The sequence below is a fragment of the Delftia sp. Lp-1 genome, from assembly GCF_020523835.1.
GTDB lineage: Bacteria > Pseudomonadota > Gammaproteobacteria > Burkholderiales > Burkholderiaceae_C > Comamonas > Comamonas acidovorans.
Map to the genome: position 1 here is coordinate 77,208 of NZ_JAJALJ010000002.1, position 26,427 is coordinate 103,634.

At 69.0% G+C, this 26,427-nt stretch carries 23 protein-coding genes; 16 read left to right on the forward strand and 7 right to left on the reverse strand.

Features of this window, described 5'->3' with window-relative positions; genetic code table 11:
- Positions 1 to 15: 15 nt before the first annotated feature.
- Complete coding sequence (locus LGR64_RS17040) at positions 16 to 414, forward strand: hypothetical protein (RefSeq protein WP_230356296.1); 399 nt, start codon at positions 16 to 18, stop codon at positions 412 to 414.
- Positions 415 to 485: 71 nt separating this feature from the next.
- Here the strand turns inward: LGR64_RS17040 and hemL are convergent, their stop codons facing one another.
- Together hemL and thiD are read right to left on the reverse strand one after the other, a co-directional pair.
- Positions 486 to 1,802 (reverse strand): glutamate-1-semialdehyde 2,1-aminomutase, encoded by a 1,317-nt coding sequence (gene hemL / locus LGR64_RS17045; RefSeq protein ID WP_373681038.1) that lies wholly within the window; start codon positions 1,800 to 1,802, stop codon positions 486 to 488.
- 59 nt (positions 1,803 to 1,861) lie between these two features.
- Positions 1,862 to 2,818, reverse strand: a complete 957-nt coding sequence (thiD, locus tag LGR64_RS17050; protein WP_012203499.1) for a bifunctional hydroxymethylpyrimidine kinase/phosphomethylpyrimidine kinase — start codon at positions 2,816 to 2,818, stop codon at positions 1,862 to 1,864.
- A gap of 115 nt (positions 2,819 to 2,933) precedes the next feature.
- Between thiD and LGR64_RS17055 the strand changes: the two genes are divergently transcribed.
- From LGR64_RS17055 to LGR64_RS17080, 6 genes are read left to right on the forward strand one after another with little or no spacing between them, the layout of a single operon-like run.
- Positions 2,934 to 3,086: a rubredoxin gene (locus LGR64_RS17055; protein ID WP_013804031.1), complete on the forward strand. Its 153-nt coding sequence runs from the start codon at positions 2,934 to 2,936 to the stop codon at positions 3,084 to 3,086.
- A 47-nt stretch (positions 3,087 to 3,133) separates the two neighbouring features.
- Positions 3,134 to 3,532, forward strand: coding sequence for a response regulator (locus LGR64_RS17060; RefSeq protein ID WP_012203501.1), 399 nt, complete (start codon positions 3,134 to 3,136; stop codon positions 3,530 to 3,532).
- Positions 3,532 to 3,897 (forward strand): response regulator, encoded by a 366-nt coding sequence (locus tag LGR64_RS17065; RefSeq protein ID WP_013804030.1) that lies wholly within the window; start codon positions 3,532 to 3,534, stop codon positions 3,895 to 3,897. Before LGR64_RS17060 ends, LGR64_RS17065 begins: the two co-directional genes overlap by 1 nt.
- 15 nt (positions 3,898 to 3,912) lie before the next feature.
- Positions 3,913 to 4,440: a chemotaxis protein CheW gene (locus tag LGR64_RS17070; protein WP_012203503.1), complete on the forward strand. Its 528-nt coding sequence runs from the start codon at positions 3,913 to 3,915 to the stop codon at positions 4,438 to 4,440.
- 18 nt (positions 4,441 to 4,458) lie between these two features.
- Positions 4,459 to 6,708, forward strand: coding sequence for a methyl-accepting chemotaxis protein (locus LGR64_RS17075; protein ID WP_034390611.1), 2,250 nt, complete (start codon positions 4,459 to 4,461; stop codon positions 6,706 to 6,708).
- Between the two features lie 50 nt (positions 6,709 to 6,758).
- Positions 6,759 to 13,166, forward strand: coding sequence for an Hpt domain-containing protein (locus tag LGR64_RS17080; protein ID WP_230356298.1), 6,408 nt, complete (start codon positions 6,759 to 6,761; stop codon positions 13,164 to 13,166).
- A gap of 63 nt (positions 13,167 to 13,229) precedes the next feature.
- Here LGR64_RS17080 and LGR64_RS17085 read toward each other — a convergent pair whose 3' ends face one another.
- Positions 13,230 to 14,711 (reverse strand): cryptochrome/photolyase family protein, encoded by a 1,482-nt coding sequence (locus LGR64_RS17085; protein WP_230356300.1) that lies wholly within the window; start codon positions 14,709 to 14,711, stop codon positions 13,230 to 13,232.
- A 24-nt stretch (positions 14,712 to 14,735) separates the two neighbouring features.
- On the opposite strand from LGR64_RS17085, the gene LGR64_RS17090 reads away from it, so the two are divergent.
- The 7 genes from LGR64_RS17090 to LGR64_RS17120 all read left to right on the forward strand — a co-directional run bounded on the left by LGR64_RS17090 (position 14,736) and on the right by LGR64_RS17120 (position 19,887).
- A complete protein-coding gene (locus LGR64_RS17090) occupies positions 14,736 to 15,335 on the forward strand; it encodes a YqgE/AlgH family protein (RefSeq protein WP_012203507.1) in 600 nt (199 codons plus the stop codon).
- Positions 15,332 to 15,790 carry a Holliday junction resolvase RuvX gene (gene ruvX, locus LGR64_RS17095; protein ID WP_016447930.1) on the forward strand — a complete coding sequence of 153 codons (459 nt, stop codon included), beginning with the start codon at positions 15,332 to 15,334 and terminating at the stop codon, positions 15,788 to 15,790. The genes LGR64_RS17090 and ruvX overlap by 4 nt, the downstream gene beginning before the upstream one ends.
- Entirely contained in the window at positions 15,787 to 16,305 is a 519-nt protein-coding gene (pyrR, locus tag LGR64_RS17100) for a bifunctional pyr operon transcriptional regulator/uracil phosphoribosyltransferase PyrR (RefSeq protein WP_013804027.1), read from the forward strand. The genes ruvX and pyrR overlap by 4 nt, the downstream gene beginning before the upstream one ends.
- A gap of 2 nt (positions 16,306 to 16,307) precedes the next feature.
- Entirely contained in the window at positions 16,308 to 17,270 is a 963-nt protein-coding gene (locus LGR64_RS17105; protein ID WP_013804026.1) for an aspartate carbamoyltransferase catalytic subunit, read from the forward strand.
- 78 nt (positions 17,271 to 17,348) lie between these two features.
- Positions 17,349 to 18,644: a dihydroorotase gene (locus tag LGR64_RS17110; protein WP_063327162.1), complete on the forward strand. Its 1,296-nt coding sequence runs from the start codon at positions 17,349 to 17,351 to the stop codon at positions 18,642 to 18,644.
- 2 nt (positions 18,645 to 18,646) lie between these two features.
- Complete coding sequence (locus LGR64_RS17115; protein ID WP_034390619.1) at positions 18,647 to 19,396, forward strand: lysophospholipid acyltransferase family protein; 750 nt, start codon at positions 18,647 to 18,649, stop codon at positions 19,394 to 19,396.
- A 14-nt stretch (positions 19,397 to 19,410) separates the two neighbouring features.
- Positions 19,411 to 19,887 carry a GNAT family N-acetyltransferase gene (locus LGR64_RS17120; RefSeq protein ID WP_230356302.1) on the forward strand — a complete coding sequence of 159 codons (477 nt, stop codon included), beginning with the start codon at positions 19,411 to 19,413 and terminating at the stop codon, positions 19,885 to 19,887.
- Between the two features lie 25 nt (positions 19,888 to 19,912).
- Here the strand turns inward: LGR64_RS17120 and LGR64_RS17125 are convergent, their stop codons facing one another.
- The 4 genes from LGR64_RS17125 to LGR64_RS17140 all read right to left on the reverse strand — a co-directional run bounded on the left by LGR64_RS17125 (position 19,913) and on the right by LGR64_RS17140 (position 23,533).
- Positions 19,913 to 20,299 carry a DUF1987 domain-containing protein gene (locus LGR64_RS17125; protein ID WP_230356304.1) on the reverse strand — a complete coding sequence of 129 codons (387 nt, stop codon included), beginning with the start codon at positions 20,297 to 20,299 and terminating at the stop codon, positions 19,913 to 19,915.
- A gap of 37 nt (positions 20,300 to 20,336) precedes the next feature.
- Positions 20,337 to 20,969 (reverse strand): DUF6272 family protein, encoded by a 633-nt coding sequence (locus tag LGR64_RS17130; RefSeq protein WP_034390625.1) that lies wholly within the window; start codon positions 20,967 to 20,969, stop codon positions 20,337 to 20,339.
- The gene (locus LGR64_RS17135; protein ID WP_230356306.1) at positions 20,966 to 22,339 is read right to left on the reverse strand and encodes a SpoIIE family protein phosphatase; all 1,374 of its coding nucleotides are present in this window, start codon (positions 22,337 to 22,339) and stop codon (positions 20,966 to 20,968) included. The genes LGR64_RS17130 and LGR64_RS17135 overlap by 4 nt, the downstream gene beginning before the upstream one ends.
- A 96-nt stretch (positions 22,340 to 22,435) precedes the next feature.
- Positions 22,436 to 23,533, reverse strand: coding sequence for an ABC transporter ATP-binding protein (locus LGR64_RS17140; RefSeq protein ID WP_043783243.1), 1,098 nt, complete (start codon positions 23,531 to 23,533; stop codon positions 22,436 to 22,438).
- Between the two features lie 212 nt (positions 23,534 to 23,745).
- Here LGR64_RS17140 and LGR64_RS17145 point away from each other — a divergent pair, with 212 nt between their 5' ends.
- Together LGR64_RS17145 and LGR64_RS17150 are read left to right on the forward strand one after the other, a co-directional pair.
- The gene (locus tag LGR64_RS17145) at positions 23,746 to 25,392 is read left to right on the forward strand and encodes an ABC transporter permease (protein WP_096915293.1); all 1,647 of its coding nucleotides are present in this window, start codon (positions 23,746 to 23,748) and stop codon (positions 25,390 to 25,392) included.
- Positions 25,393 to 25,449: 57 nt separating this feature from the next.
- The gene (locus LGR64_RS17150) at positions 25,450 to 26,358 is read left to right on the forward strand and encodes a LysR family transcriptional regulator (protein WP_012203519.1); all 909 of its coding nucleotides are present in this window, start codon (positions 25,450 to 25,452) and stop codon (positions 26,356 to 26,358) included.
- Positions 26,359 to 26,427 lie beyond the last annotated feature (69 nt).

Sequence of the window (26,427 nt, forward strand, 5' to 3'; positions counted from 1 at the left end):
AGTAGGAGCCAAGACATGCACCCTCTCACCGCCGTACAGGCGAACTCTCCCCAACCACCCCTTCTTCCCACTTGGCAGCAGGCCATGCATGCTTCGCTGGGCCTGGTGCACAGCACGCTGCAGCAGTTGATCGAGCTGATGACCGACGATCCCGACAGGGACGACAGTGAAATCGATGTGGACTGCGTCGTGGAGCTGGCGCTGGAGCACATCAAGCGCATGGGTGTCCAGCAGCACGCGGACCGCTATGCCTTCGAGGTGGAGTGGATCAAGGCAACGGCGGCGCTGCGGCTGGCGCAGGGCGCCTTCGGGCGGCCTCAGTCACGCTTTGGCCTGCGGCTCAAGGACGCCATCCAGCAGCTGGAGATGCTGCCGGAGCTGGTGGAGTTCGTGGACCAGGGCGACGACGAGTGATGTGACCTGCACGCCAGCGCCGGATCACGGCGTTGGTGGCGTTGGCGTGCAAGGGAAGATATCTGCGGATATCAGAGCGTCTTGAACACTTCGCGCGCGGCTTCGATGGTTTTGTCGATGTCCGCGTCCGTGTGCGCGGCGCTCACGAAGCCGGCCTCGTACAGGGCGGGCGCAAAGTAGTGGCCGCGCTCCAGCATGCCGTGGAAGAAGCGGTTGAAGCGTGCGCCATCGGTCTTCATGACTTCGGTCCAGGTGCTGGGCAGTTCGGGCAGCAGGTAGAAGCCGAACAGGCCGCCCTGGTGGTCCACGCTGAAGGGCACGCCGGCCGCGTCGGCCTCGGCCTTGAAGCCGGCCATCAGGCGGCCGGTCTTCGCGTGCAGGGCATCGTGGAAGCCCGGCTCGCTGATCAGCTCCAGCGTCTTGAGGCCGCAGGCCGTGGCAATGGGGTTGCCCGACAGCGTGCCGGCCTGGTAGACCGGGCCCAGGGGCGAGAGCTTTTCCATGATCTCGCGGCGCGCGCCGAAGGCCGCCATGGGCATGCCGCCGCCGATGACCTTGCCCAGCACGGTGATGTCGGGCGCAAAGCCTTCGATCTGCTGGGCATACAGGCTCTGGGCGCTGCCCAGGGCCACGCGAAAGCCGGTCATCACCTCGTCGTAGACCATCAGCGCGCCATGCTCGCGCGTGAGTTCGCGGATGCGGCGCGTGAAGGGCACGCTGGCGCGCACGAAGTTCATGTTGCCGGCAATGGGCTCCATGATCACGCAGGCGATCTGGTCGCCGAACTGGGCGAAGGCCTCCTCGAGCTGGCCCACGTCGTTGTATTCCAGCACCACGGTGTCCTTGACCACGTCCTGCGGCACGCCGGCCGAGGAGGAGGCGCCAAAGGTCGCCAGGCCCGAGCCGGCCTTGACCAGCAGCGCGTCGGCATGGCCGTGGTAGCAGCCGTTGAACTTGATGATCTTGTTGCGGCCCGTGAAGCCGCGCGCCAGGCGCAGCGCGCTCATGCCGGCCTCGGTGCCCGAGCTGACCATGCGCACCATGTCCATGGAGGGCATGAGCGAGAGGATCTTCTCGGCCAGCACGACCTCGCGCTCCGTGGGCGCGCCGAAGGAGAAGCCTTCCAGCGCGGCGGCCTGCACGGCGGCCATCACCTCGGGGTGGCCGTGGCCCAGGATCATCGGACCCCAGGAGCCGATGTAGTCGGTGAACTGCTGGGCGTTCTCGTCCCAGAAATGCGCGCCCTGCGCACGGCGCACGAAGCGCGGCGTGCCGCCCACGGCGTTGAAGGCACGCACGGGTGAATTCACGCCGCCGGGGATCACGGCCTTGGCGCGTTCGAACAGGGGAATATTCAGGTCAGTGGTCATAGTGCAGGAGTCTGCCATGTGCGGGGTACAAGCCAGAGGCGCCAAGCAAGGGCGCAGCCGCTCAGGGGCGGCCTGCCTCAATGCTTGGTGTCATGGGGCGGCATCACGAAGCCTTCGATGGCCTGGGTGTCGGCGTCGAGCTCGGTGAGCGGCTCGGCGGCCTCGGCGTCTTCGTCCTCGGGCTCGGGCTGGGCCCAGAACATGCGGTCCGGGATGAAGTGGCCCATGCCGGGGCGAAAGCCGCTGTCCAGGCTGCGGTCCAGGTACTCCAGCGCCTCCTGCGTGGCCAGCCCCAGGTCGTTGCCGCTGGCCACCAGGGCCGCCAGCGCCGCCGACAGGGTGTCGCCCGAGCCGGTGAACGTGGCGTCGAACATCTCGTACTTGCTGTTGCCCAGCACGGACTGCGCCGTGGCCAGCACGTTGTCCACGAACTGGTCGGGCAGGGGGATGCCGGTGACCAGCACGTAGGGCACTTCCAGGGCCTCGGCCGCCATGGCGATGTCGCGCGCCGTGGGGCTGCGGCTGTTGCTCCAGTCGGGCAGCAGCCAGCGGCACAGCGTACTGTGGCTTCCAACCAACACCGAGGTTTGCGGCAGCACAAGCTCCTTGAGCGCGTCCATGTACTGGTCGAGCGGGTCTTCCTCCCACCACGACAGGTCCGGCATGTAGCAGACGATGGGGATGTCGGGATAGTCGGAAGCTATCTCGGCGATCGCCGCCAGGTTGCCGGGACTGCCCACGAAGCCGACCTTGATGGCGGACACGGGTATGTCCTCCAGCACGGCGCGCGCCTGCTCGGCCACGGCCTCGTCGTCAAAGGGAAAATGCTCGAAGATCTTGGCCGAATCGCGTGCGTAGGCACCCGTGACCACGGGCAGCGGATGACCGCCGACCGAGGCGATGGTGGCGATGTCGGCCGACAGGCCACCTGCTCCGCTGGGGTCGCTGGCGTTGAAGACCAGCACGCATACGGGAGCGGTTTCGTCCACCAATTCGGTGTCGGGACTGGGGGAGTTGGAGGGGTTCAATGCCATGGCTCAGCCCAGTTTGCGCCCCGCCAGCGAAGGCCGTGGCGGGTGGTTATGACTAGATACAATCGTTGCATTCTATGTGAAGGCCCTTTAAGCTGTGACCGACCCTAAAACTTGGATGTGCTTGATCTGCGGGTGGATCTATGACGAGGCGCAAGGCTGCCCCGAGCATGGCATCGCACCCCAGACGCGTTGGGATGACGTGCCCATGAATTGGACCTGTCCCGAATGCGGTGCACGTAAAGAAGACTTTGAGATGGTCGAAATCTGAGCGCGGGACCACCCGCGCCGACTCATACATTTCCGGGAGGTTTCTCAGTGACGACATCGGGCGCACCCTTGCGCGTACTCGTGGTGGATGACAGCAATACCATCCGCCGCAGCGCAGAAATCTTCCTCAAACAGGGCGGGCACGAAGTGCTCCTGGCCGACGACGGCTTCGACGCACTGTCCAAAGTCAACGACTATCAGCCCCAGCTGATCTTCTGCGACATCCTCATGCCCAAGCTGGACGGCTACCAGACCTGCGCCATCATCAAGCGCAACGCGCGCTTCTCCGATACGCCCGTGGTCATGCTCTCGTCCAAGGACGGCGTATTCGACAAGGCGCGCGGGCGCATGGTGGGCTGCCAGGACTACCTCACGAAACCCTTCACCAAAGACCAGCTGCTGCAGGCCGTGGAGCAGTTCGGCAAGCAAACCATAGGAGCACTTTGATGCCCATCCGCAAAGTCCTGGTCGTGGACGATTCCAAGACCGAACTGATGTTTCTGTCCGACATGCTGCAAAAGCAGGGACTGCAGGTACGTACGGCCGAGAACGGCGAAGAAGCCCTGCGCAGCCTGGCCGAAGACCGGCCCGACCTGATCCTGATGGACGTGGTCATGCCCGGCCAGAACGGCTTTCAGCTCACGCGCGCCATCACGCGCGACCCGCTGTACGCGGACCTGCCCATCATTATGTGCACCAGCAAGAATCAGGAAACCGACCGGGTCTGGGGCATGCGCCAGGGCGCGCGTGACTACATCACCAAGCCGGTGGATGCAGGCGAGCTGCAGGCCAAGATCGCGGCGCTGAACTGACGCGGTGCGCTGGCCATGGCGAACCGTGAAGCACTGCGCGATCTGCAATCCCGTCTGGCCGGCCGTCTCCAGGCCGCACGCAGCGAAGGCGTCAAGGTGGCGGCCTGGCTGGCCGTCCAGGCCGGCGGGCGCAACTACCTGATGCCGCTGGGCCAGTCCGGCGAGATCTTTCCCTGGGCCGGCGTACAGCCCGTGCCCTATACAAAGCCCTGGTTCCTGGGCATTGCCAACCTGCGCGGCACCCTGGCCGGGGTGATCGACCTGGCCAGCCTGCTGGGCCATGGCGTGGCGCGCAGCGAACCGGCGCTGGCCGAGTCCAGCCTGCTGGCCTTCAATGCCGCGCTGGAAGTGAACGCCTCCCTGCTGGTGGATCGCCTGCAGGGCCTGCGCAGCGCCGACGCCTTTGTGCGCACCGAGCCCGCGCCCGAGCAATCCCCCGCCTTTTTCGGCCCTGTGCATATCGATGAAGCGGGCCACCGCTGGCAGGAGCTGCAATTGCAGCGCCTGTCCCAAACCTCCGAGTTTCTGAGCATTCGCGCCTGAGTTTCTGAAGGTCGTCCCATGTCATTCTTGCAACGTCTTGCAAATCGCTTCCAACGCAAGCCGGCCGACTCCGGCTCGGGCGCGGACAACAGCATGCTCGGAGACACCGTCTCCCAGGATATGTACGCACTCGATGCGTCCATGACCGTGCAGGGCGCGCCCGACGCCATGCCGGGCGACGCCGGCGCAGTCCTGGACCAGGAAACGGTGGTCCTGCCGCTGCTGGGCCGCGCGCCTGCCGCGCGCCACCAGCGCACGCTGTCCACGCTGCTGGGCGTTTCCGTGCTGGCCCTGGTGCTGGCGGCGGCATGGGCGCTGCGCCAGGCGGACGGCTCGGCACAGCAACTGGCCGCCACCGGCCAGGCCCTGATGCAGTCACAGCGCCTTGCCAAGTCGGTGTCGCAGGCGCTGACCGGCGCGGCACCTTCGTTTGCGGACGTGCAAGACAGTGCGGGCGTGCTGGCGCGCAACGTGCGCGCCATCACCGCGGGCGATGACTCCATGGGCGTGCGCCCGCTGGGCGGCGCCTACGCCGACGAGCTGGGCCAGATCATGCCGCTGATGGAACGCGCCGAGCAAAGCGCCAAGGTGGTGATGGAGCAAAAGCAGATCCTGACCCAGGTCGGCGACGCGCTGCGCACCATCAACCGCCAGTCCTCGGACCTGCTGGAGATCGCCGAAACCATCTCCTCGCTCAAGCTGCAGCAGGGCGCCAGCCCCGCCGAGATCTCGGCCGCAGGCCAGCTGGTGATGTTGACCCAGCGTATCGGCAAGTCGGCCAACGAATTCCAGACCGCCGAAGGCGTGAGCCCCGAGGCCGTGTTCCTGCTGGGCAAGGACTTGAACTCGTTCAAGGAAATCTCCGAAAGCCTGCTGGGCGGCAGCAGCGAACTGCGCCTGCCTCCCACGCGCGACGCCCAGACCCGCGAGCAGATCGAGGCACTGATCAAGCTCTACGAAGAGACCCGCACCGAGGCCAGCGCCATTCTGGGCAACCTGCAGGGCCTGGTCTCCGCCCGCGAGGCACAGACCGCCATCAACGCCGACAGCGAACCGCTGCGCCGCCAGCTGGAAGACCTGCAGACCAAGCTGCAAAGCGGCGCCGGCATCGGCTCGCTGCCCATGGGCCTGCTGGCCCTGGCCACCGTGCTGGTGCTGCTGTGCGGCGTGGGCCTGTCCCGCGTGCAACTGCTCGACAGCCGCCTGCGCCAGGAAGCTGCCGAACGCCGCCAGGAAGAGTCGCGCGTGCAGGAGCATGAAGCCAAGCGCATCAACGACGCCAACCAGGCCGCCATTTTGCGTTTGATGAACGAACTGCAGTCGGTGGCCGAGGGCGATCTGACGCAGGAAGCCACCGTGACCGAGGACATCACCGGCGCCATCGCCGACTCGGTGAACTACACGGTGGAAGAGTTGCGCGCCCTGGTGGGCAGCGTGCAGAACACGGCAACGCGCGTGGCGCAGACCACGGCCGAGGTGGATGCCAACTCCACCGAGCTGCTGGCCGCATCGACCGAACAGCTGCGCGAGATCCGCGAAACCGGCCGCTCCGTGCTGGACATGGCCGGCCGCATCAACGAGGTCTCCACCCAGGCGCAGGAATCTGCCCAGGTGGCGCGCCAGTCGCTGGAAGCTGCGGACCTGGGCCTGAAGGCCGTGCAGAACGCCATCGGCGGCATGAACTCCATCCGCGACCAGATCCAGGAAACCTCCAAGCGAATCAAGCGGCTGGGCGAATCCTCGCAGGAGATCGGCGAAATCACCGAGCTGATTTCCGACATTACCGAGCAGACCAACGTGCTGGCGCTGAACGCCGCCATCCAGGCCGCATCGGCCGGTGAAGCCGGTCGCGGCTTCTCGGTGGTGGCCGAAGAAGTGCAGCGCCTGGCCGAACGCTCGGCCGACGCGACGCGCCAGATCGCGGCGCTGGTGAAGGCGATTCAGACCGACACCCAGGATGCCGTGGCCGCCATGGAGCGCTCCACCCAGGGTGTGGTCGAGGGGGCCCGCCTGTCCGACTCCGCCGGCACCGCGCTGACCGAGATCGACTCCGTGTCGCGCCATCTGGCCGAGCTGATCGAGCTGATCTCCTCGTCCACCTCGCGCGAAGCCGTTCTGGCCAACGACGTGGCCGAGAACATCCAGCACATTTTCGCGGTGACCGAGCAGACGGGCGAAGGCACGCGCACCACGGCACAGCAGGTGCGCGAACTCTCGCACATGGCCGAGGAACTGCGCCAGTCGGTGGCGCGTTTCAAGATTGCCTGACCCGGTCCAACATAGCTATGCACAGGCCCTAGGGGCTTGGGGAACTGTCCATGTCAGTGGTTGACGAATCGCAAACGGGCGCGGCGCAGGCCGCGCACACCGAACAGGACCTGGGCCCGCTGGCCTGGGTGCTCGATGAGCTGCGCAAGTCGCTGGAAGGGGCGAGCAAGGCGGTGGCCCGTTTCGTGCGCGATGCCGATGCGGCACGCGCCTCGGACCTTGAGGAGCTTGACACCTCGGCCCTGCGCATCGCCCGCCAGCAACTGCACCAGGCCTGCGGCGCCCTCGAAATGGTGGGCCTGGGCTCTCCGGCCCTGGTGCTGCGCGGCATGGAAAGCGCCGTGCAGCGCTTCGTGCAGCGCCCCGAGCTGTGCACCGACCAGGCTGCCGCCACGCTGGAGCGCGCCAGCTTCGCGCTCATCGAATACCTGGAAACCGTGCTGGCCGGCAAGACCGTCTCGGCCGTGGCCCTGTTTCCCCAATACCGCGACACCCAGGCGCTGGCCGGCAATGACAAGGTGCACCCGGCCGACCTGTGGCCTGCCGAGCGCCGCGCGCGCGAGCCCGAGTGGGCGCGCCAGCCCGAGCCGCTGGCCTACGGCCCCGATGCCCGGGCCCTGCTCGACGGCGTGGTGCTGCGCATGGTCAAGAGCGACGACCGCGAGGCCGCCGCCCAGATGCGCGACCTGTGCCTGCGCTTTGCCGTGGGCCAGACCGAGGATGTCACCGCGCGCAGCTTCTGGAAGGTGGCGGCCGGCTTCTTCGACGCGCAGTCGCGCGGGATGATCGTGGTCGACCTGTACGTCAAGCGCATGGCCTCGCGCGTGCTCATGCAGTACGCGGCCATGGCCAAGGGCGACCGCACGCCGCCTGCGCGGCTGCTGCAGGACCTGCTGTTCTTCTGCGCCCAGGCCCGCCCTGCCGAGCAGGCTGGCGCCGCCCTGCAGGCGGTGCGCCAGGCCTATGGCATGCAGGCCCAGCCCCAGGTGGACTACCAGCAGACACGCTTTGGCCGCTACGACCCGGCGGTGCTGGTGCAGGCGCGCAAGCGCATCACCACGGCAGCCGATACCTGGTCCGCCCTTGCCGGCGGCGATCGTGCCCGCACCAAGACCGTGGTGGACCAGTTCGCCCAGGTGGCCGAATCCCTGGTCAAGCTGCATCCGGCCAGCCATGGCCTGGCGCGCATGCTGATCAAGGTGGCCGAAACCGTGGCCCGCATCGGCGAGCCGCCACCGGCCGAACTGGCCATGGAAGTGGCCACCTCCGTGCTCTACCTGCAGGCGGCCTTTGCCACCATGGACATGGGCGACGAGGAATTGGCCGAGCAGTCCGCCAACCTGGTCCAGCGCCTGGAGGAATCCCTGCAGGGCGCGCCCGCGCGTCCGCTGGAGCCCTGGATGGAGGAGCTGTACCGCCAGGCCAGCGACCACCAGACCATGGGCTCGGTCGTGGGCGAGCTGCGTGCCACGCTGGCCGAGGCCGAGCGGCACCTGGACCAGTATTTCCGCAACCCCGCCGATGCCACCGTGCTGGCACCCGTCTCGGGCCAGATGGCGCAGATGCGCGGCGTGCTGTCCGTGCTGGGCCTGGACCAGGCCACGCAGGCCATGCAGCGCATGCGCGAGACCGTGGAACGGCTGGTGCTGGGTGAGATCGACGACGCAGAACGTCCCCAGGTGTTCGAGAAACTGGGCAACAGCCTGGGCGCCATGGGCTTTCTGATCGACATGCTGAGCTACCAGCGCAGCATGGCGCGCAAGCTCTTCGTCTATGACGAGGCCGAAGGCGGCCTGCGCATCCTCATGGGCCGTCGCGGCCACCGGGCCGATGATGCGGGCAAGGCGCCCGAGCAACTGCCCGCCCTGGATACCGCTGCCGTGCCGCCGCAGCGCGAAGCCGTTGCCGTGGCCCAGCCGCTGCCCGTGCCGCAGGACGCCATCGCCGAGCCGGAATCTGCCGCGCCCTCCACGCCGCCCCCGCCGCCCCCGGCTCCCGTGGACATCGCGACCGAGCCGCTGGCGCAGCCCACGGCCGCCGAGCAGGACGCGCTGGCCGATGCCGCGGAACTGGCGCAATTCGCCAAGGCCCTCGAAGCGCCGGCCGAGCCGGTCTTCCAGTTGGACCAGTCCCTGGCCGAGCCAGAGCCCGCAGCCGAATCTGCGCCTGAAACCGTCTCTGAATCCGTCTCTGCATCCGTGTCCGAGCCCGTGCCCCCGCCGGCCGGCCTGTCGGTCTCGGAAGAAGACTCGGACGACGAACTGCTGGGCATCTTCCTGGAAGAGGCCCGCGAGGTGGTGGACAACGGCCTGCAGGCCCTGCGCGCCCTGGCCGACGAGCCGGGCAACCTCAGCGAGCAGACCACGCTGCGCCGCGCCTTCCATACGCTCAAGGGCAGTTCGCGCATGGTGGGCCTGGATGAATTCGGCGAAGCCGGCTGGGCCATGGAGCAGATGCTCAACGCCTGGCTGGCCGAGCAAAAGGCCATGCCCCAGCCCATGCAGGAGCTGGCCAGCGATGCGCTGCGCGCCTTTGGCGCCTGGGCCTCGGCCATAGAGCGCCACCAGGCCGACGCCTGGCAGGCCACGCCTTTCCGCGCTGCGGCCGATGCCATGCGCCTGGAAGGCCTGCGCGCCGACGTGGCCCTGGTGCCGCGCACACCGCGTGCCGAGCCCCTCGCACAGCCCGAACCCGAACTCGAGCCCGCACCCGCACCCGCACCCGCCGCAATCGAGGAATTCGCGCCCGTGGCCCAGGAGCCGCAGGCAGAACACCTGGATGCGCCCGAGCAGGCCACGCCCGCCCAGCCCGTCCAGACCTCTGGCGAGCTGGACTTTGCGCTGGACTTCGACCTGCTGGAGCCGGACCCCCAGCCTTCGGCCGCCGCGCCGCAGGAGTCGCTGGAGACACTGACGCCGCAAGCCGCTGAGGCCCCTGCCGAACTGGCCACCGACGCCGTCGAGGAACTGGACTTTGCGGCCTTCGAAGCCGCCATGCGCGACAGCGAGCAGGAGGCCCTGGCCGTCGTCGCGGGCGACCCGCCCGCGCTGCCCGAGGCCGCCGCCATTGAAGCCGAAGCCATCGAGGCCGAAGCTGGAACTGAAACTGAAACTGAAACTGAAACTGAAGCACCGCAAGCCGCCGTGCCCCTGGCGCCTTTCGAGGGGCTGGACCTGGATCTGGGCCTGACACCGGCAGCGGCACCCGCCGAAGCGATCGAGATGATCGCGGTGCCAGAAACGGTTGAGTCGGTTGAAGCGGTCGAAGCGCCAGAAGCGGTTGAAGCATCCGACGCAGTCGAGTCGGTCAAGGTGCCCGAGGTGCCCGAGGCAGAAACCCCGCAGGCCGAAGAGTCCGGCGACGAGGATCTGTCCGGCATCGACGCCGATGGCTTCAAGGTCGTGGATGGCCTGCGCATCAGCGCGCCGCTGTACAACGTCTACCTCAACGAGGCCGACGAATGGTCGCGCCGCCTGGACCTGACGCTGCAGCAATGGGCGACCGAGCCCGGCGAGCCCGTGCCCGACGACGCCGTCGCCTTTGCGCATTCGCTGGCCGGAAGCTCGGCCACCGTGGGCTTCAAGGCCTTGTCGGACCTGGCGCGCCTGCTGGAACATACGCTGACCCATCTGCAGCCGCAGCGCTGTGGCACGCCCGATCAGGTTGCCGCCTGCGTGGCGGCCTCCGACGAAGTGCAGCGCCTGCTGCACCAGTTCGCCGCCGGTTTCCTCAAGACGCCCCAGCCGGGCGTGGAAGAGGCCCTGCAGGCCCTGCTGGCGCTGGACATCGAGGCCGCAGACGCGCCGGACAGCCGCCTGGACGCGCTGGAGCAGCTGGACCAACTGGACCAACTGGAGCCTCAGGAAGCCAGCCATGGCACGGACGCCGTGCTCGACGCCGGTGCCCAGGCGCAGACACCGTCGGTGGCGCCCCTGGCCTACTCCATGCGCCCCCTGGTCAACGATGCGCGCCACGAAGCCGAGCTGCAGCGCCGCATCGACGAGGCCATCGCCCATGCCGTGGCCGTGGGCAGCGACCTGGACGATGACATCGATGCGCTGGACGAGGTCGATCCCGACCTGTTCCCCATCTTCGAGGAAGAGGCCATCGAGCTGCTGCCCCGCCTGGGCGCCGCGCTGCGCCGCTGGCATGGCCGGCCCTCGCTGGACGAGGCGCGCCACGAAACCCTGCGCGCCCTGCACACGCTCAAGGGCAGTGCCCGGCTGGCGGGCGCCATGCGCCTGGGCGAGATGGCCCACCGCCTTGAATCTGCCGTGGAGCGGGTCGATGGCGAATCTCCGACCGCCGAGCAGATCGAGCCCTTGCTGGGCAACTTCGACGCGCTGCAGGCCGGCTTCGACGTGCTGCGCGTGGCCGGTGAGCAGGCGCAGGAAGCGCCGCTGGACCTGGGCGATGAAATCTCCCACCCCGAACCCGCAGCGGCTGCGGCCTCCGACGCATCGGCAGCGGCTGGATCACCGGCGGCTGCGGCCCCTGTGCCAGCGCCTGTCACTGCGCCGCTGCGCGCCGGTGCCCAGCAGACGGTGCGCGTGCGCGCCCAGCTGCTGGACCGCCTGATCAGCCAGGCCGGCGAGGTGCTGATTGCGCGCTCGCGTGTCGATGCGCGCCTGGCCCAGGCCCGTGGCTCGCTGGACGAGCTGGCCGGCAACCTGGAGCGCCTGCGCATGCAGCTGCGCGACATCGAGGTCCAGGCCGAGAGCCAGATGCAGTCGCGCCTGGCCCTGTCCAAGGACTCGGCCGTGGGCTTCGACCCGCTGGAGTTCGACCGCTTCACGCGCGTGCAGGAACTCACCCGCATGATGGCCGAGTCGGTCAACGACGTGGCCACCGTGCAGCGCAACCTGCAGCGTGACATGGCCGGCGCCGAGGACGACCTGGTCGCCCAGGGCCGCCAGGCCCGCGAGTTGCAGCGCGACCTGCTGCGCACGCGCATGGTGGAGTTCGACTCCCTGGCCGAGCGCCTGTACGCCGTGGTCCGCCAGACCTCCAAGGAGATGGGCAAGCAGGTGCGGCTGAACATCCTGGGCGGCACCATTGAAATGGACCGGGGCATGCTGGACCGCATGATGCCGGCCTTCGAGCACTTGCTGCGCAACTGCGTGGCCCACGGCATCGAGTCGCCCGAGCAGCGTGCCGCCGCAGGCAAGCCCGCCATGGGCACCATTGAAATCATCCTGAGCCAGGAGCGCAACGACGTGGCGCTGTCGGTGGAGGACGATGGCGCCGGCCTGAACCTGCAGCGCATCCGCGACAAGGCCGTGGCCCAGGGCCTGTGGCCCGAGGACCAGACGCTGACGGAGCAGGACGCCGGCCGCCTGATCTTCGAGCCCGGCTTCACCACGGCCACCGAGGTGACCGGCGTGGCCGGGCGCGGCATCGGCATGGACGTGGTGCGCTCCGAAGTCAACGCGCTGGGCGGCCGCATCGAAACCCACAGCGAGGCGGGCCGGGGCAGTGCCTTCCGCCTCGTGCTGCCGCTGACGACCGCCGTCACCCAGGTGGTCATGCTGCGCGCGGGCCAGTTGCTGGTCGGCGTGCCCGCCAGCCTGGTGGAAATCGTGCGCCGCGCGCCGCTGGAGCTGCTGCAGCAGGCCTATGCAAGCCACAGCTTCGAAGACGGCAGCGAGACCCTGCCTTTCTACTGGGCCGGCGCGCTGTGGCAGTCCTCGCTGCGCAGCGAGGAAACCGTGGGCCGCACCCGGCCCGTGGTCATCCTGCGCAGCGCGGCGCAGCGCATCGCGCTGCACGTGGACGAAGTGCTGGGCAACCAGGAAGTGGTGATCAAGAACCTCGGCCCCCAGCTGGCCCGCCTGCCCGGCCTGACCGGCATGTCGGTGCTGGCCTCGGGCGCCGTGGTGCAGATCTACAACCCCGTGGCGCTGGCCAACGTCTATGGCGACGAGGTGCGCGCCCGGACCGAAGAGGCCGAGCGCGCCGCAGGCCAGGGCGACGGCGAAGCCGTGCTGGCCAGCGCAGGGCCGGCCTCGGTGCCGCTGGTGCTGGTGGTGGACGACTCCATCACCGTGCGCCGCGTCACCCAGCGCCTGCTGCAGCGCGAAGGCTACCGCGTGGCCCTGGCGGCCGACGGCCTGCAGGCCATGGAACGCCTGGCCGAGGAGCGCCCGACCCTGGTGCTGTCCGACATCGAGATGCCGCGCATGGATGGCTTCGACCTGCTGCGCAACATCCGCGCCGACGAGGCCCTGCGCGACCTGCCCGTGGTCATGATCACCTCGCGCATCGCCCAGAAGCACCGCGAGATGGCGCGCCAGCTGGGCGCCAACCACTACCTGGGCAAGCCCTACTCGGACGAGGAACTGCTGGGCCTGATCCAGCACTACTCCCTGCAGGGCGGCAGCATCAGCGGCGGCCCGCTGGCGCCGCAGTCGCTGCAGGCGCAGCAGGCGGACAGCGAGCCCCTGGGCGAAGGGGCCTGAAGGCTGGTGGCCTGAACAAAAAAGAGCAGCATCCGCTGCTCTTTTTTTACTCCAGCAGGTTTTTCAGCTGGCCTGCTTGACCACGCCGTAGCGGGCCAGCGTGCGCTCGCGCGCGGCTGCGTGGTCCACCACGGGATGGGGGTAGTCCGTGCCCAGCACCACGCCAGCCTCGGCCAGCTCCAGCGGCCGGGCCTGCCAGGGCGCGTGGCGCAGCGCGGCGGGCAGGCGGGCAAGCTCGGGCACGTAGCGCTCGATGAAGCGCGCGTCGGCATCGAACTTCTGGCTTTGCGTGATGGGGTTGAAGATGCGGAACCAGGGCTGGGCGTCGCAGCCCGTGGAGGCCGCCCACTGCCAGCCGCCGTTGTTGGCCGCCAGGTCGAAGTCGTTGAGCTGGCGCGCAAACCAGGCTTCGCCCCGGCGCCAGTCTATGCCCAGATCCTTGACCAGGAAGCTGGCCGCCACCATGCGCAGCCGGTTGTGCATGTAGCCCGTGGTGTTGAGCTGGCGCATGGCGGCATCGACCAGCGGATAGCCGGTGCGGCCCTCGCACCAGGCGGCGTACAGCGCATCGGCCTCAGGGCCGGTATCCCACACGATGGCGTCGTAGGCGGGCTTGAAGCTGGCGTGCACCACGTGCGGATGGTGGGCCAGGATCTGGAAATAGAAGTCGCGCCAGATCAGCTCGGACAGCCAGGTGGCGGCGCCCTCGGCATCATGGGGCTGGCTCTGCGTCTGCTCCCAGGCCAGCCTTGCCAGGCGGCGGATGGAGACCGTGCCAAAGCGCAGGTGCACGCTCAGGTAGCTGGGGCCCTTGACGGCGGGAAAGTCGCGCGCCTGCTTGTAGCGCGGCAGGCGCGGCAGAAAGTCGGCCAGCAGTTCCTCGGCGCCAGCGCAGCCCGTGGGCAGGCGCAGGCCGTCCAGCGTGCCGGCCTCAAAGCCCAGGTCGGTCGCGGTGGGCACGGGGCGGCGCTCGCCTTCGGGGCGCGGGGCCAGGCGCTCGGGCAGGTCGCGCTCGCTGGGATAGGCGGACAGGAAGAAGGGCGTGATCTGGCGCAGCCAGGCGTTCTTGTACGGGGTGAACACCGAGAACGGCGCGCCGGCCTGGGTCAGCACCTCGTCGCGCGCAAAGACCATGTGGTCCTTGAAGCTGTGCAGGGCCACGCCCTCGGAGGCCAGGGCCTGGCGCACGCGGGCGTCGCGGGCCAGGGCGTCGGGCTCGTCGTCCCAGTTGCAGAACACGGCCTGGGCGCCGAGCTGCCGGGCCAGGTCCGGGATCTGCTCTGCGGGCTGGCCGCGGCGCACGATGAGGCCGGTGTCGGCGCGGCCCGAGGCCTCGCGCAGCGCATCGTCCAGCCCGCTCAGGCTCTGGCAGATGAACTCCACGCGCCGGTCTGCACGGGGCAGGGGGGCGAGGATGTCGTCGTCGAACACGAACACGCAATGCACCTGCCGACATTGGCGCAGCGCATGGTAGAGGGCAGCATGGTCGGCCAGGCGCAGGTCGCGCCGCAGCCAGACCAAGCCCACAGGGTAAGAAGGTGGCATGGATCGCCGGTAAAATCCGTGGTTATGTCTGCTGAAACTGCGCCTATCAATCTGACGCACCACTTCCTGATTGCCATGCCTGGCCTGGAAGACGAAGCGTTCTCGCGCAGTGTGATCTACCTGTGCGAACACAGCGAGCGCGGTGCGCTCGGTCTGATTATCAACAAGCCCTCGCAGCTTACGCTGGAAGGCTTGCTGGAAAAGGTGGATCTGGCCCTGGGCCGCGAGGACCTTCGCGGCAACCGTGTCTTCAACGGCGGGCCCGTGCAGACCGATCGCGGCTTTGTGCTGCACGATCCCATGGTCATCGAAGGCGCGCCCGACGACGAGTCCGCCTACGCCTCGACCATGACCATTCCCGGCGGCCTGGAGATGACCACCTCCAAGGACGTGCTCGAAGCTCTGTCCGACGGCGCAGGCCCCAAGCGCTTGCTGGTCACCCTGGGCTATGCGTCCTGGGGCGAGGGACAACTGGAGTCGGAGCTGGCCGAAAACGCCTGGCTCACGGTGGGCGCCGACGCCAACGTCATCTTCGATACCCCGGTCGACGACCGCTATGACCGCGCCCTGGGCCTGCTGGGCCTGCAGCGCTGGATGATCTCGCCCGAGGCGGGGCGCGCATGAGCCTGCCCGCTCCCGAGTCCCAGGCAGCAGCGGCAGCCGGCACGGCCGTGCCGCCCACCGTTCCCTCCCATTTCCAGAGTTTCGTGGCCTTCGACTTCGGGGCCAAGCGCACGGGCTGCGCCGTGGGCACGCGCCTGCTGCGCTCGGCCAACCCGCTGCCTACCATCCGCGCCGAGGCAGGCGAGGCCCGCCTGGCCCAGGCCGGCGAGCGCATCAAGGAGTGGCAGCCCGATGCGCTGGTCATCGGCGTTCCCTACCACCCCGACGGCAATGCGCACGAGAACACGGCGCGGGCGAAGAAATTCGGCCGCCAGCTCAAGAGCCGCTTCGGCCTGCCTGTCTACGAGGTGGACGAGCGCTATAGCACCACCGAGGCCCTGGCCGGTGGCGCAAGGGATGCCGATGCGGCCTCGGCCTGCATCATTCTTGAACAGTTTTTGAGGAGTCTTCCATGAGTGAATCCATTGCGGGAGCCGGCAGCCTGGTGCTGGACGCCGAGGCCCTGTACCGCGAACTGCTGCGCGGCGTGCGCAGCCTCATGGGGCCTGAAACCCGCCTGGCTGGCATCACCTCGGGCGGCGCCTGGCTGGTGGAGCGCCTGCACAAGGACCTGAACCTGCCCGGCAACCCCAGCGTGCTGTCCTCGGCCCTGCACCGCGACGACTTCGCGCAGCGCGGCATGGCCACCAGCGCCCAGACGCAGATCGACTTTGACGTCAACGGCGCCGACATCCTGGTGCTGGACGACGTGCTCTACACCGGCCGCACCGTGCGCGCCGTGCTCAACGAACTCTATGACTACGGCCGCCCGGCCTGCGTGCGCCTGGCGGTGCTGGTGGACCGGGGCGGGCGCGAGTTGCCCTTCCAGGCCGACTTTGCCGCCGCGCGCATCGCGCTGCCGGCCGACCGCCTGCTGTCGCTGGCGCGCGATGACGCCGGCGTCTTCCAATTCCGCATCCAAGAGGCCTGACCGTGCTGTACAAGCGCAATCCCCAGCTCAACAAGAACGGCGAACTGATCCACCTGCTGTCCACCGAAGGACTGTCCAAGGACATCCTCACCCACATCCTGGACACGGCGGCCAACTTCGTCAGCGTCAATGACCGCGAGGTCAAGAAGGTGCCGCTGCTGCGCGGCAAGAGCGTGTTCAACCTGTTCTTCGAGAACAGCACGCGCACGCGCACCACGTTCGAGATCGCGGCCAAGCGCCTGTCGGCCGACGTGTTCAACCTGGACATCGCGCGCAGCTCGGCCAGCAAGGGCGAGTCGCTGCTGGACACCATCGCCAACCTCTCGGCCATGGCCGCCGACATCTTCGTCGTGCGCCACAGCGAGTCGGGCGCGCCCTACCTCATCGCCCAGCATGTGGCGCCCCATGTCCACGTGGTCAATGCCGGCGACGGCCGCCACGCCCACCCCACGCAGGGGCTGCTGGACATGTACACCATCCGCCACTACAAGAAGGACTTCGCCAATCTGCGCGTGGCCATCGTGGGCGATGTGCTGCACTCGCGCGTGGCGCGCTCCGACATCCATGCGCTGACCACGCTGGGCGCGGCCGAAGTGCGCGTCGTCGGCCCGCGCACCCTGGTGCCGCCGGACCTGTCGCAGATGGGGGTGCGCGTCTTCCACACGCTGGAAGAGGGCATCCGGGACTGCGACGTGATCATCATGCTGCGCCTGCAGAACGAGCGCATGAGCGGCGCCCTGCTGCCGTCCAGCCAGGAATACTTCAAGAGCTTCGGCCTCACGGCCGAGAAGCTGCGCCTGGCCAAGCCGGACGCCATCGTCATGCACCCGGGACCCATCAACCGCGGCGTGGAGATCGACTCCGAAGTGGTCGATGGCCCGCAGGCCGTGATCCTGTCGCAGGTCTCGTTCGGCATCGCCGTGCGCATGGCCGTCATGTCGATAGTGGCCGGCAACGAAGCCTGAGCCTGCACACACTCATATGTTTTTGATCGCCGCAGGCCGCAGCCCATGCGCCGCCTGCGGTCTACGGGGTAGCAAACCATGAAGATACTCATCCGCAACGGCCGAGTGATGGACCCGGCACGGGGCCTGGACCAGCAGGCCGACGTGGCCATCGACGGCGGCAAGGTGCTGGCCATCGGCAAGGCGCCCGAGGGATTTGCCGCAGAACGCGAGATCGATGCCGCCGGCTGCTGGGTGCTGCCGGGCCTGGTCGATCTGGCCGTGCGCCTGCGCGAGCCCGGCCACGAGCACGAAGGCATGCTGCAGTCCGAGATGGCTGCATCGGTGGCCGGTGGCGTGACCAGCCTGGTCTGCCCGCCTGATACCGATCCCGTGCTCGACGAGCAGGGCCTGGTGGAGATGCTCAAGTTCCGCGCCGAGAAGCTGCACCAGTCGCGCCTGTTCCCGCTGGGCGCGCTGACGCTGGGCCTCAAGGGCGAAGTGCTGACCGAGATGGCCGAGCTGACCGAGTCCGGCTGCATCGGCTTCAGCCAGGCCGAAGTGCCCATGACCAGCACCCAGACCCTGCAGCGCGCGCTGGCGTATGCGGCCACCTACGGCTACACCGTGTGGCTGCGCCCGCAGGAGCTGTACCTGGGCAAGGGCGTGGCCGCCAGCGGCCCGCTGGCCACGCGCATGGGCCTGTCCGGCGTGCCCGTGGCGGCCGAGACGATTGCCCTGCACACCATCTTCGAGCTGATGCGCGGCACCCAGGCGCGCGTGCACCTGTGCCGCCTGTCCAGCGCCGCAGGCGTGGAACTGGTGCGCCGTGCCAAGGCCGAAGGCCTGCAGGTCACGGCCGACGTGTCCATCAACTCGCTGCACCTGACCGACACCGATATCGGCTACTTCGACAGCAGCGCGCGCGTCACGCCCCCGCTGCGCCAGCAGCGCGACCGCGATGCGCTGTCTGCCGCGCTGGCCGATGGCACCATCGACGCCCTGGTCTCCGACCACACGCCCGTCGATGAAGACGCCAAGGTCCTGCCCTTTGCCGAGGCCGAGCCCGGCGCCACGGGCGTGGAGCTGCTGCTGTCGCTGGCCGTCAAGTGGTCGCAGGAAAGCGGTGTGCCCCTGAGCCGCGCACTGGCCGCCATCACGGCATCGCCCGTGCAGGTGCTGGGATCGGCGCTGGGCGAGCTGCAGGAGCAACTGGGCCGTCTGGCCGAGGGCGGCGTGGCCGACCTGTGCATCGTCGATCCGCAGGCGGCCTGGACCGTGAAGCCCCAGGAACTGGCCAGCCAGGGCAAGAGCACGCCCTTCGGCGGCTACGAGCTGCCAGCCCGCGTGCGCTGCACGCTGGTCGACGGCCGCGTGGCATTCGAACGCCGCTGAACATGAGCCGTCTGCGCAGGGGAGGGCGCGCCACGCTGCGCGCAGCGCGCCTGTTCGGCCATGTGTGCAAGGGGCTGTGGATCGTGGCCCTGCGCTTTCCGCAGCTGCCCGAGGCGCGCCAGCACGCCCATGTGCAGGCCTGGGCCCTGCAGTTGCTGGCCCATGCGGGCGTGCGCCTGGAGATCCAGGGCGAGCCGCCGCGCCAGGGCCCCATGCTCATGGTCAGCAACCATATTTCCTGGCTCGACATTCCCGTGTTGCATGCGGCGCGGCACTGCCGCTTCATCTCCAAGTCCGACGTCAAGGGCTGGCCGCTGATCGGCACGCTGGCCACGGCGGCGGGCACGCTGTACATCGAGCGCACCTCGCGCCGCGATGCCCGGCGCATGGTGCAGAGCATGGAGGAATCCCTGCAGCGCCGCGAGATCCTAGCCATCTTCCCGGAAGGCACGACGGGCGACGGCCGCAAGCTGCTGCCCTTCCATGCCAACCTGCTGCAAGCGGCCGTGCAGATCGATGCGCCCGTGCTGCCCGTGGGCCTGCGCTTCATCGACGGCGCCACCGGCCAGATCAGCCACGCGCCCAGCTACGAGGGCGATGAAACCCTGCTGGGCTCCATCTGGCGCACGCTGTGCGCCGACGACCTGGTGGCCGTCGTCCACTATGGCCAGCCGCAGACGGCCGAAGGCCGCGACCGCCGCGTCTGGTCGCAGGACCTGCATGCCGAGGTGGACCGGCTGCGCCAGGCCTGAACGCTGCCAGCGACATGACTGACACTCTCACGCTCCGGCCCTCGCGGCCTGATGACCTTCCCGCCCTGAACGCCGTGCTCTGGGCCACCTACGAGAGCACCTGGAAGCCCCAGCTGACGGCGGACAAGCATGCGCAGTTCTGCGCCTCCGGCAAGACCGGGCAGTACGTGCAGTCGCGCGGCCACCTGTTCTGGGTGGCCGAGTGCGACGGCGTAGTCGCCGGCTTCGTGGACTGGGTGGATGACTTCATCGGCGCCCTGCATGTGCTGCCGGCCTGGCAGGGGCGCGGCGTGGGCCGTGCCCTGCTGGCCCATGCCGAGCAGGCTCTGCGCGCCGCCGGCCACGCCCAGGTGCGCCTGGAGACCGACAGCTTCAACACCCAGGCCCTGGGCTTTTACACGGCGCAGGGCTATGCCACGCTGGACACCTATCCCGACGAGGAATGGGATTGCGGCCTGACCACGGTGCTCATGGGCAAGCCGCTGGCCTGAAGGCCGGCGCGAAGCAGGCCCGCCCTCAGTTGCTGTAGGGCTGTCGCTCCAGCACCAGGTTGGCGAAGTCCTCCACCAGGTCGGCGCCCAGTTCCTCGATGGCGTCGTCTTCCTCGTCGAAGGCCCAGATCACGCGGATGTCCGTGCCCTTGCTGCCTGCATGGTCGAGCAGCTCGAACAGCGAGCGCAGCCCCATGGTCGATGCGCTGTTGATGTACTGCAGCTTCACCTCGGCCACGAAGCGTGCGGGCTGGCTGGCCTCGAAGTACTGGCCCAGCATGGCCAGCAGGGAGTTGAAGAAGGGCAGCGGGTTTTCGGGATAGCACTCGCCTTCGATGCGCAAAAGCTGCTCGGCCGGCGAGAAGACCACTTCGGGCGTGACGGAAGTGCGTTCGGATTTCAGTGCTTGCATGGCGGCGTCATTCGGATTCGGGAAGGGGTCCCGGCGCTCAGATCAGCGCCTTGACGTGGAACACGGCATGGGGCGCGGTATCTGCGGCGTCCTCTCCCGTGGCGATGTGGTACTGCAGCGGTGCCGAGGCGTCGCGCGCAATGGTCAGCCAGCCCAGGCCCGCGCCGCGGCTGATGTCATCGCTGGCGCTGTGGTCGGTGTTGTGCAGCTGGGCCTTGTAGGCGGCCTTGATTTCGGGGTGGCTCATGGCGCGCACGGCATCCAGCTTGGCGGCCAGGCGCGGCACATGTTCGCGGCGCACGGCGTTGCTGCAGGCAATCCAGAAGCGCGCCTGTGCCTGATCGGCCCCCGCGTCCGGGGCACCGGCCGGTGCATCGATGCGGCCCACGCCGATGGCGCCCTGTGCCACGGGTTCACCGAGTGCCTGGCTGGCTCCGGCGTCAGAGGCAGGCAGCGGCGCCGCGTAGTGCAGCACGTTCTGCGCCATCTCGATGAAGGTGGAAAACAGCTTGCGCTTGGCGCTGCTCGATCCGTCCTCGCTGGCCAGCCGGCACTTGAGCGTGTCGGCTGCCGCCTGGATCACATTGGGGTTGAAGGTGCCCGCGTAGTACAGCAGCAGGCCGTTGTGCTCGGCCTGGGCGCGCAGGTGCGCGAATTCGGACGGGCTCATGGCTGCAGGGCCTGGTTGCGCCACACCAGCAGCGAGACATCGTCGCGGCGGCGCTGCGTGCCCTGCCACTGGGCAAAGGCCTGCCGGAATTCGGCGCAGGCCTGGGCGGCGGGGCGGTCGTGCTGCTCGTGCAGGAAGCGCGCCAGGCGCTTTCTGCCGTGGGCGATCTGGCGCGGGCCGCCCAATTGGTCGATGACGCCATCGGTGGCCACCATCAGCAGCGAGCCGGGCGCGACCTCCAGCTCCTGCGTGCTCCAGGCTGCGTCGTCGGGCGTGGTCGCATAGCCTACGCCCAGCTTGTCGCCGGCATGGATCTGTACCTGGGCCGCCTCCTGCACGCCGGGTGGCGCCACCAGCAGGTCCAGCCGGGCCGAGGCAAAGCGCAGTTGCGTGCCGCAGGGCGACTGCAGGAACAGCGCGGCGTCCAGGCCGTCGCTGGAGGCTTTTTCGGCGGGCAGGCCATCGGCGGGCGCTGCCGGTGCGCCCCAGGCGGGCTGGACGTCGCGGCTGCGCTGCTGCAGCACGCGCTTGATGTAGCGGTTCATCTGGCCCAGCAGGGTGCCGGGGTCGATGGCGGCGCTGGTGCCGATACCTGCAGGCGCCACGGCCTGTTCGAGAAAGGACAGCGCAATCAGCGTCATGAAGGCGCCCGGCACGCCGTGGCCCGTGCAGTCGAACATGCAGCCCAGCAGGCCCTGCGGTGTGGCGCGGAAGAAATACGCATCGCCGCCCACCACGTCGCGCGGCTCCCAGAGCAGGCCGTGGTCTGCAAGCTGGCTGGCGAGCACGCGGTCGGATTCGACCAGGTGCGAGCGCTGGATCAGGCTGGCGTAGTCGATGCTGGCCATGAGCTGGCGCGTCTTGTCGGCCTCGATGTCGGACATGGCGGCCATCAGCGCGTGGCCCGTGCCTATGCCTGCGTAGCGGCCTTCCTCCACGGTGATGAAGCCGTCCTTGAGCACGCGGCTGCCGCTGGCCAGCGCCTGCTGCACCAGCTGGTCGATGGGCAGGCCGGCCGCCACCACCATGGGCGCGGTGTCGGTGAAGACCAGGCAACTGCGGCGGCCGAACACGTCGCGCGCAAAGGGCCGCGCGTACTGCTCCATGAAGCGCTGGCGGTTGATCAGGCCCAGCGGCCGGTCATCGCCCACCACGGCCAGGGTTTCGAGCAGGGGCTGCTCGCTGAACAGCCGGTGCACATCCTCGTTGCTGGCCTCGGGCGCGATCGGTGCCGTGGGCTGGCTGAGCTGGCCCGCACGGGCCACAAGGCGCGGTGCGGCGGGCGCCGGGGCCAGCGCGGGAACGGGTGCAGGGTCAGGTAGCTGATCCGCTGCGGGGTGCTGCGTGGAGGAGGGGTCCAGAGCAAACATGGGTGGCCTTGAATTGTCACAAGATGTGACTGATTCTGGGTTCCACCCGTGACCGTCGAATGACAAAGCCCGGACGGCGCGGCGGACGCCGCTGGTTCAGGCTGCAGCGGACTGCGGGGCGCCCTGTGTTTCTCGCGGGAAGGCGACCACGTGATTCATGTCGAGCCGGATTCCCACCCATTCGCCCACCGCATGGTCGTGGTGGCTGGGCACATGGGCCATCACGCTGTGGCCGCTGGCCAGCTCCAGCGTATAGAGGAACTCCGAGCCGCGAAACGCCTTGCGCAGGATGCGTGCCTGCACGGGCGAGGCATCGTCGTGCACCACATCGTCGGCGCGCAGCAGCACATCGCACTCGCCGCCCGGAAACTGCGCGGGCAGCGGGCAGGTGGCCGGATCGACCAGATCGCCCAGCGCCGTGCGCGCCACCACGCCGCCGGCACCCGACTGCGCCAGCGTGGCCGGCACGAAGACGCCGTGGCCGATGAAGTCCGCCACGAAGCGCGTGGCAGGGCGGTGGTAGAGCGAATAGGCATCGTCCCACTGCTGAAGCTGCCCCTGGTGGACCACGCCGATCATGTCGCCGATGGCAAAGGCCTCCAGCTGGTCGTGCGTGACGAACAGGGCCGTGGCACCTGCAGCCTTGAGGATGCCGCGCACCTCGTGCGCCAGGCGCTCGCGCAGGTCCACGTCGAGGTTGGAGAAGGGCTCGTCCAGCAGCATCAGCTGCGGGCTGGGCGCCAGTGCGCGGGCCAGCGCCACGCGCTGCTGCTGGCCCCCTGACAGCTCATGCGGAAACCTCCCTGCACTGCCGGCCAGGCCCACCAGCTCCAGCACCTCGGCCACGCGCTCGGCCTGGCGCGCCTTGGGCAGATGGTGGATGCCGAAGGCCACGTTGCGGCCCACGTTCAGATGGGGGAACAGCGCATAGTCCTGGAACACCATGCCGATGCGCCGCTGCTCGGGAGGGAGCGAGAAATCCGCGCTGCCCACGAGCTGGCCGTCGATGCGGATCTCGCCGCCGCTCACGGGCTCCAGGCCCGCCACGGCACGCAGCAGCGTGGTCTTGCCGCAGCCCGAGGGGCCGATGAGCACGCCGATGTCGCCAGCGGCCAGATTCAGCGTGACGCCCTGCACGGCAGGCCTGTCGCGGCCCGGGTAGCGCACCTCGAGTTGGGAGACGGTCAAAAACATGCGGCGATTGTAGAACCGCGCAAATGAATAGAATTCGCATTTGCATTGGCGGGCCAGGGGCATGCCCGGAGCCCGCCGACTCCAGCAGCCTGCAGGCACGTCCGGTCTCGGCGGCACATCGGCCCACAGGCCGGTGGCAGCCGCAGATCCCGGCCCGTTCCATAGCCCGGCAGCCAGATCCTCCCCCTCATCCTCTAGCCGAGACCTCCGCTTTGCGCCGTCTGTCGTCCGTACTCCGCTCCCTTCCCCTGCTCCTGCTGGCCCTGGTGCTGATGCTGCCCGTGCTGGCCGTGCTCGGCTCCTGGCTGCCCGTGGGGCAGGGCGATGCCCTGGCCGGCTCCATCCTGCGCGAGATGGCGGCTACCGTGCTGCCCGGCTACCTGTGGACCACGGTCTGGCTGGGCCTGCTGGTGGCGTTGGGCGCGGCCATCGTGGGCACGGGCACGGCGGCGGCCGTGACGCTGTTCGACTTCCGGGGCCGGCGCCAGCTCGAATGGCTGCTGCTGCTGCCGCTGGCCATGCCGGCCTATGTCACGGCCTATGCCTATACCGACTTCCTGCAGTTCAGCGGCCCGCTGCAGACCTGGCTGCGCGACACCTATGGCCTGGAAGGCCGGCTCCTGCCCGAGGTGCGCAGCCTCGGCGGCGCGGTCTGGGTCTTCATCTTCTCGCTCTACCCGTATGTCTACCTGCTGGCGCGCACCGCGCTGGGCGAGCGCGCCGCGCACCTGATGGAGGCCGCGCGCCTGATGGGCGCGCCGCTATCGCGGCGCATCTGGTCGGTGGCGCTGCCGCTGGCGCGCCCGGCCGTGGCCGCTGGCGTGGCCCTGGTGGTGATGGAGACGCTGGCCGACTTCGGCGTGGTCAGCTACTTCGGCATACAGACCTTCACCACGGGCATCTACAAGGCCTGGCTGTCCATGGACAACCGCATTGCCGCCGCGCAGCTGGCCACCTTCCTGCTGGTGCTGGTGGTGCTGCTGCTGCAGCTGGAGCTGCGCGCCCAGCGGCGCATGCGCTTCGTCACCGGCAGCACGGGCCGCGCCAGCTCTGCCGAGGCGCAGCCGCTGCGCCTGCGCGGCTGGCGCTGCGCGCTGGCCTGGCTGGCGTGCCTGCTGCCCGTGCTCATGGGCTTTGTCGCGCCCGTGTTCTTCATGCTGCGCCCGCTGGCAGCCGACTGGTCGGTGCTGCCCTGGGACCGCTTCCTCGACTGGGCGCTCAACAGCGTGCGCCTGGGCACCATCACCTCGGTGCTGGCCGTGATCATCGCCGTGGCCCTGGCGTTTGCCGTGCGCCGCCACAAGGAGTCGGCCGTCACGCGCGGCGTGGTGCAACTGGCCAGCCTGGGCTATGCGGTGCCGGGCGCCGTCGTCGTCGTCGGCCTGCTGCTGCCCGTGGGCTGGGTGCAGCAGGTGCGGCCCGAATGGGGCTTTGCCGGCCTGGTCACGGCCACCGCCGTGGGCATTGTCTGGGCCTACCTGGTGCGCTTTTGCGCCGTGGCCCTGCAGTCCATGCAAAGCGGCTATGCGCGCATCGCACCCAGCCTGGACGACTCGGCCCGCATGCTGGGCACGGGTGCCTGGGGCATGCTGTCGCGCGTGCACTGGCCGCTGCTCAGGCGCTCCACGGCGGCGGCGGCGCTGCTGGTCTTCGTCGATGTGATGAAGGAGCTGCCTGCCACCATGGTGCTGCGCCCCTTCAACAGCGACACCCTGGCCGTCGTGGCCTACCAGCTCGCGCGCGACGAACGCCTGGGCGAGGCCGCCCTGCCGTCGCTGGCCCTGGTGCTGGTGGGCCTGATCCCCGTGATCATGCTCAGCCGCACGCTGCGCGCCGAGCGCCCGGGCACGGCCCGCTGAGCCTGGGCTGCCGGGTGCTGCAAAGCGCGGCCCGGCAAACCCCGCTACGCTCGCGCCATGCACGCCAGAGTCCTGCGCTATCTCGACGAAGTGGTCCGCCGCGGTTCCATCCGCAAGGCGGCCGAACATCTGCACGTGGCCCCCACGGCCGTCAACCGCCAGATCCTCGACCTGGAGGCCGAGCTGGGCACGCCCCTGTTCGAGCGCATCCACAAGCGCCTGCGCCTCACCCCGACGGGCGAGATGGTGCTGGCCCATGTGCGCGCCACGCTGCGCGAGCATGCTGCGCTGCGCGAGCGCATTGCCGAGCTGCAGGGCGCGCGCAGCGGCGAGATCACCGTGGCCGCGACCACGGGGCTGGCCGGCTCGCTGCTGCCCTCGCTGGTGCATGAATTCCGCCAGCGCCACCCGGGCATCGTGGTGCGCATCATCGACCTGCCCCTGAGCGACATCGCGGCCGCCGTGGAAGGCGGCGACGCCGACCTGGGCCTGGCCTACGACCTGTCCGAACGCCCCGCGCTGCGCGCGCTGGCCACCAGCGAATGGCAGATCGGCGCCATCGTGCCGCCCCGGCATGCGCTGGCGCGCCAATCGTCCGTGCTGCTCAGCGAATGCATAGGCCATCCGCTCATCCTGCCCGCGCCGCCGCTGTCCATCCGCAGCTTGCTGGACGAAGCCTTTGCGCGCAACGCCATCGAGGTCACGCCCGTGGCCGAGTCCACCTCCATGGCGCTGATCCAGCGCCTGGTCATGCTGGGCGAGGGCATTGCCCTGCTCAACCCGCTGGACGTGATGGAGGAGCGCAGCCGCAATGCCCTGGTCTTCGTGCCTTTGCGCGATGCGCATCTGCGGCGGCAGACGCTGGTGCTGACCGGCCGGGCCAGGGGGCAGTTGAGCGCGGCGGGGGAGCTGATGGCCCAGTCCATCGGCCAGGCGCTGGCAAGGCTGTTTGCCGGGGGGCGGTGAGTCTTTGGCACTGTCCACTTTTTGTGGACACATCGGGCGGAATTCAGCGCTATCGGCAATGGCTTGTCC

Bases quoted from the DNA above. Each gene is read 5' to 3' on its own strand.
- LGR64_RS17040 (WP_230356296.1), top strand. From the start codon at position 16: ATGCACCCTCTCACCGCCGTACAGGCGAACTCTCCCCAACCACCCCTT.
- hemL (WP_373681038.1), bottom strand. From the start codon at position 1,802: ATGGCAGACTCCTGCACTATGACCACTGACCTGAATATTCCCCTGTTC.
- thiD (WP_012203499.1), bottom strand. From the start codon at position 2,818: ATGGCATTGAACCCCTCCAACTCCCCCAGTCCCGACACCGAATTGGTG.
- LGR64_RS17055 (WP_013804031.1), top strand. From the start codon at position 2,934: ATGTGCTTGATCTGCGGGTGGATCTATGACGAGGCGCAAGGCTGCCCC.
- LGR64_RS17065 (WP_013804030.1), top strand. From the start codon at position 3,532: ATGCCCATCCGCAAAGTCCTGGTCGTGGACGATTCCAAGACCGAACTG.
- LGR64_RS17070 (WP_012203503.1), top strand. From the start codon at position 3,913: ATGGCGAACCGTGAAGCACTGCGCGATCTGCAATCCCGTCTGGCCGGC.
- LGR64_RS17075 (WP_034390611.1), top strand. From the start codon at position 4,459: ATGTCATTCTTGCAACGTCTTGCAAATCGCTTCCAACGCAAGCCGGCC.
- LGR64_RS17080 (WP_230356298.1), top strand. From the start codon at position 6,759: ATGTCAGTGGTTGACGAATCGCAAACGGGCGCGGCGCAGGCCGCGCAC.
- LGR64_RS17085 (WP_230356300.1), bottom strand. From the start codon at position 14,711: ATGCCACCTTCTTACCCTGTGGGCTTGGTCTGGCTGCGGCGCGACCTG.
- LGR64_RS17090 (WP_012203507.1), top strand. From the start codon at position 14,736: ATGTCTGCTGAAACTGCGCCTATCAATCTGACGCACCACTTCCTGATT.
- ruvX (WP_016447930.1), top strand. From the start codon at position 15,332: ATGAGCCTGCCCGCTCCCGAGTCCCAGGCAGCAGCGGCAGCCGGCACG.
- pyrR (WP_013804027.1), top strand. From the start codon at position 15,787: ATGAGTGAATCCATTGCGGGAGCCGGCAGCCTGGTGCTGGACGCCGAG.
- LGR64_RS17110 (WP_063327162.1), top strand. From the start codon at position 17,349: ATGAAGATACTCATCCGCAACGGCCGAGTGATGGACCCGGCACGGGGC.
- LGR64_RS17115 (WP_034390619.1), top strand. From the start codon at position 18,647: ATGAGCCGTCTGCGCAGGGGAGGGCGCGCCACGCTGCGCGCAGCGCGC.
- LGR64_RS17120 (WP_230356302.1), top strand. From the start codon at position 19,411: ATGACTGACACTCTCACGCTCCGGCCCTCGCGGCCTGATGACCTTCCC.
- LGR64_RS17125 (WP_230356304.1), bottom strand. From the start codon at position 20,299: ATGCAAGCACTGAAATCCGAACGCACTTCCGTCACGCCCGAAGTGGTC.
- LGR64_RS17130 (WP_034390625.1), bottom strand. From the start codon at position 20,969: ATGAGCCCGTCCGAATTCGCGCACCTGCGCGCCCAGGCCGAGCACAAC.
- LGR64_RS17135 (WP_230356306.1), bottom strand. From the start codon at position 22,339: ATGTTTGCTCTGGACCCCTCCTCCACGCAGCACCCCGCAGCGGATCAG.
- LGR64_RS17140 (WP_043783243.1), bottom strand. From the start codon at position 23,533: ATGTTTTTGACCGTCTCCCAACTCGAGGTGCGCTACCCGGGCCGCGAC.
- LGR64_RS17150 (WP_012203519.1), top strand. From the start codon at position 25,450: ATGCACGCCAGAGTCCTGCGCTATCTCGACGAAGTGGTCCGCCGCGGT.